The 3587-nt window shown below is 59.8% G+C and carries 3 protein-coding genes; all 3 read right to left on the minus strand.

The window, feature by feature from the left end; all coding sequences use genetic code 11:
• Positions 1-305: 305 nt before the first annotated feature.
• A complete protein-coding gene (locus FJ398_26750) occupies positions 306-1322 on the minus strand; it encodes a DUF3500 domain-containing protein (protein MBM3841482.1) in 1017 nt (338 codons plus the stop codon).
• Positions 1323-1479: 157 nt separating this feature from the next.
• Positions 1480-2607, minus strand: a complete 1128-nt coding sequence (locus FJ398_26755; GenBank protein MBM3841483.1) for a hypothetical protein — start codon at positions 2605-2607, stop codon at positions 1480-1482.
• A 169-nt stretch (positions 2608-2776) separates the two neighbouring features.
• The coding region (locus FJ398_26760) for a hypothetical protein (GenBank protein MBM3841484.1) at positions 2777-3587 on the minus strand (811 nt) is incomplete at its 5' end.

A 3587-nucleotide genomic window follows, 5' to 3' on the forward strand; every position in this document is an offset into this window, starting at 1 on the left:
CTTTAGGGTCTGTGCAAAAATAACTTCCGGTTTTGGCGGGAGCGCCGCCTGGCCGGATGCAAGGCGCGAGGAGGGAGCATCCCCGTTTTGGGGCTGTGACCGACGAGCAACGCCGCAGCCGGCCAGGCGCCGCCCCGCCCCGGAGTGCTGGGGCGATTTCGCTTTCTGGCTTCGTTTCTCCTCAGTCGCAGAGCCCTGGCTATGCTCCCTCGTCGTGCCTCGCCAGAAAGCGAAATCACCTCCAGCAAAACCGGAATTTATTTTTGCACAGACCCTAAGATCCGGGTGCCTTAAAAGGCCCGAACTCAGGCTTTCTCCCGGATATGCACCCAAGTGTGAACATGGGGCGCGCCTCGGAAATACCACAACATCGCAGGGCCTTCGATTTGCCAGACGTCCCACACGCCGTCTCCGCCGATATCCTCGTTCTTGTAGAAAGCCATGTGGAGATGATCGAAGCCATTGTGCTCGGCCAGCTTCATGGCTTCGTCGGCGTCGGCTTTGCGGAATGGCGCGAGCACATCGGCCATGACCTTGCGCACCTGCTCCTTTTGGTCGCGCGTCAGTTCGGTCATCGGGATGCCGGGCAAACCGGAAGTTTTGCCGGAGAGTTTCACGGTGTCCGTTCCCTCCTCTTTGCGCCCTTCGCCCAGGGTGGCCAACTCGCGCTGTTTACCGTTCAGCATCTGGAAGACTTCGTTCGCGCGCAGCGCCTGGTACCAATAGATATTTCCGGGATGGTTCGGCTTCTCATTGAAGCTTTCGGCGGCGTGTCCGTAGAAGATGGGGCCGCCAAACGCGGCGCCTTCCACCGAATCGCCATCGCAACGGCGCGTGACGTGCCGGCCCGTGAAAACAAACTCGAAATTCCCCGTGCCGGGCTCGCCAAACAATGCAATCGAGGCGTCGTTGAAGCCGGCCTTCCCGGCGTCATGCTGCACTTGCTTGAAAACTTTCTCGGCATACTCCGGGCTGTGCAAGCTGAGGAAGATTTCCTTGACCATCGCTTGCTGGTCCCTCGTGTAGAAGTCCGCGAGCTTGGGCTTCACGATGTGCCAGTTGTTATCGATCTTCGACCGCAGCGGATGATCGAAAGGGAAGCAGACCGCCTTCTTCTGCTCCTCAGTCAGGCTCTTGTAAAGCGCCGTGACGAGGGTCTCGGATTGATCCCTTTTCGTGGGCGCTGCGAAGGCGCGCGGTGAAGTCAGCGCAGGAAGGCCCGCGGTGGCGACGGCAAGACCGGTGGCGGTCTTGAAGAATTCTCGGCGTGTCATGGAAGAACAGCCGCAATCAGGAGTTTGGAGGGAGGGATTAGTTGTCATGGTTGACCCTTAGCACTCCTGGGCCGGATATCAAACGGAAAATTTGCGTATCCCCTCAGTTCAGGTGGGGATCGGCTCCTGCCGAGCCAATCCCATCGAAGAAAGCTCCGCAGGAGCGTCGCTCCACCGTCGTTAACTGATAGATTTGAAATCCGCCTCAGGGATTCGCCGGCGTCAATCCCTCTTCGGCGCCCAATCCTCCTTCGAGCCAGCCCGGATACCACCGGAACACGTTCCCCGTCAGGCTGCCGATGAAGATTTCGTTCTTTCCCGTGACATGAATCCAGTGCCCCGGACTTTCCATGGCGCCCAGAATCTTCCCGCTCGCCGGATCGATGCGCATGATGCGCCCGGCCAGCGTGTCGTAAGTCAGATTCTCGATGTTGTTCCGATGCGTGATGACCCACACTTCGTCTTTGGGCGTGATGAAAATATTCTGCGTCGCGCCCAGGTGCGTCCAGGCGCGCAGGTATTTCCCGTTGGCGTCGAAAATCTGGATGCGATTGTTCTCGCGATCGCTGACATACACGGTTCCTTTTGAATCCACGGCAATCGAGTGCGGCGTGTTGAATTCGCCCGGCTTGCGGCCCGGTTTGCCCCAATCGAGCAAATAGTTTCCCTCGCACGAAAATTTCACGACGCGCGAGTTGCCGTAGCCGTCCGAAACGTAGAATTCGCCCGCCGGCGCGAAAGCGATGTCGGTGGGGCGATTGAATGTGTCAGGGGTCGTGCCCGCCTGTTTCTTCTTTCCCAGCGTCAGGAGCAACTTGCCGTCGCGCGTGAATTTCATGACCTGATGATCGCCGTTGTCCGTGACCCAGACATTCTCTTCCCGATCGACGCGCAGACCGTGCGGATTGCCAAACATCCCGCGGCCCCAGGACCGCAGATACTTGCCCTTCGCGTCGAACACCACGATGGGGTCGGCCTTCTTGCCGCGCTGAAACACATAGACGTTTCCCGTCGCATCCGTCGCCACCGCGGACACACGGCCGAACTTCCATCCGTCCGGCATCGTGTCCGCCGGTTCCTCGCCGAAGCGAATCTGGACGCGATACTTCAACAAGCCGCCTTCGTGCGGATACCAGCCTTGCTCGGCGGCTTGAGTCGCATTGAGGACCAGGAAAAACGCGACCCACACGAAACAAGAACGGATCACGCCAGTCGGCTTACGTTGGCGAAGCCCGTCGGTTCTTTCCGGCCCGATTCTTCCTTTCCGGTAGTGCTTGTGTCTGGTGCTTTGAATGGCTGGGGCCCGGATCGAGAATTCGTGCTGGGGAATCATGATCGGACTGTGCCGCCGCGACTTGGGAAATTCAATTCGAATGTAGGGCAGGCTTCCAGCCTGCCCAATGCACGCCGTCAGGTGCCGACGGTCCGCCTCGCCTTGAATTCCGACGTGGACTCGGCAGAGGGCCGTGGAGATTTTCGTTTGGGCAGGCTGGAAGCCTGCCCTACTTTTTCTTCCGCTGCACGCGCGCGGCAAATCGATCCACGCGGATGATCTGAAGCTTGTGGAAACCCTTCGCAATCACCTCGAACTCGTCTCGCGCTTCCAGTTGAAACGAAACTTGACTGCCTTCGACGTGAATGATTCGGGCCAGGCAGGTCACGGTGTTCCCGACCGGCGTGGCCGCCAGATGGCTGACCTCGACATTGATCCCGACCGTGCTTTCGCCCGATTCCAGGCAAGGCAGCACGGCGTCGCGCGCGGCGTGCTCCAGGAACCAGATCAGCGACGGTGTGCATAGCACGGCGGGCATGTGCTCATCTGCAAAATCGATCGTGTGCGCGGCCTCGACGGCGAATTGCTTCTCGCTTGTCGTGCCGATTCTTGGACAAGTCTTCACACCGGTGACTAAGTTTCGAGCGCGCAGCACGAGTTGGGGAGCGCACGCGCCCTCGCGTGTTCCGACCAGCGCCACGCGGGTCGGAACGTCATGGAGACCGTCTCGGTTAACGATGCCTTTTCCTGGACGGGCAAGTGTGGTCGGCGAGGGCGCCGACCACGGCACGCGAGGGCGCGTGCGCTCGTGCGCCTGAGATGGCGATTGGTCGAAGCGGTGAAAGTCCGCTTCTGTGCGGTGAAGAATCGTGCGGTATTGAACCATAACTGCGTCGTGGAAACACGGGGTGGAGAGCAATGGAACGAGAACGGCCAGTCCGTAACGCCGTTCGTCTGTCGAGGCGAACAAAGTGAACTCGATTCGGTCGGCGCGGATGGGCGAGCCTGCGAGCGCTGTGCGAAGCCTGTCGCGGAGGGTA

This window comes from Verrucomicrobiota bacterium, from assembly GCA_016871535.1.
In the GTDB taxonomy this organism is placed as follows: Bacteria; Verrucomicrobiota; Verrucomicrobiia; order Limisphaerales; family SIBE01; genus VHCZ01.

Coding starts and splice junctions, on each gene's coding strand:
- FJ398_26750 (MBM3841482.1), bottom strand. CDS start 1,322: ATGACAACTAATCCCTCCCTCCAAACTCCTGATTGCGGCTGTTCTTCC.
- FJ398_26755 (MBM3841483.1), bottom strand. CDS start 2,607: ATGATTCCCCAGCACGAATTCTCGATCCGGGCCCCAGCCATTCAAAGC.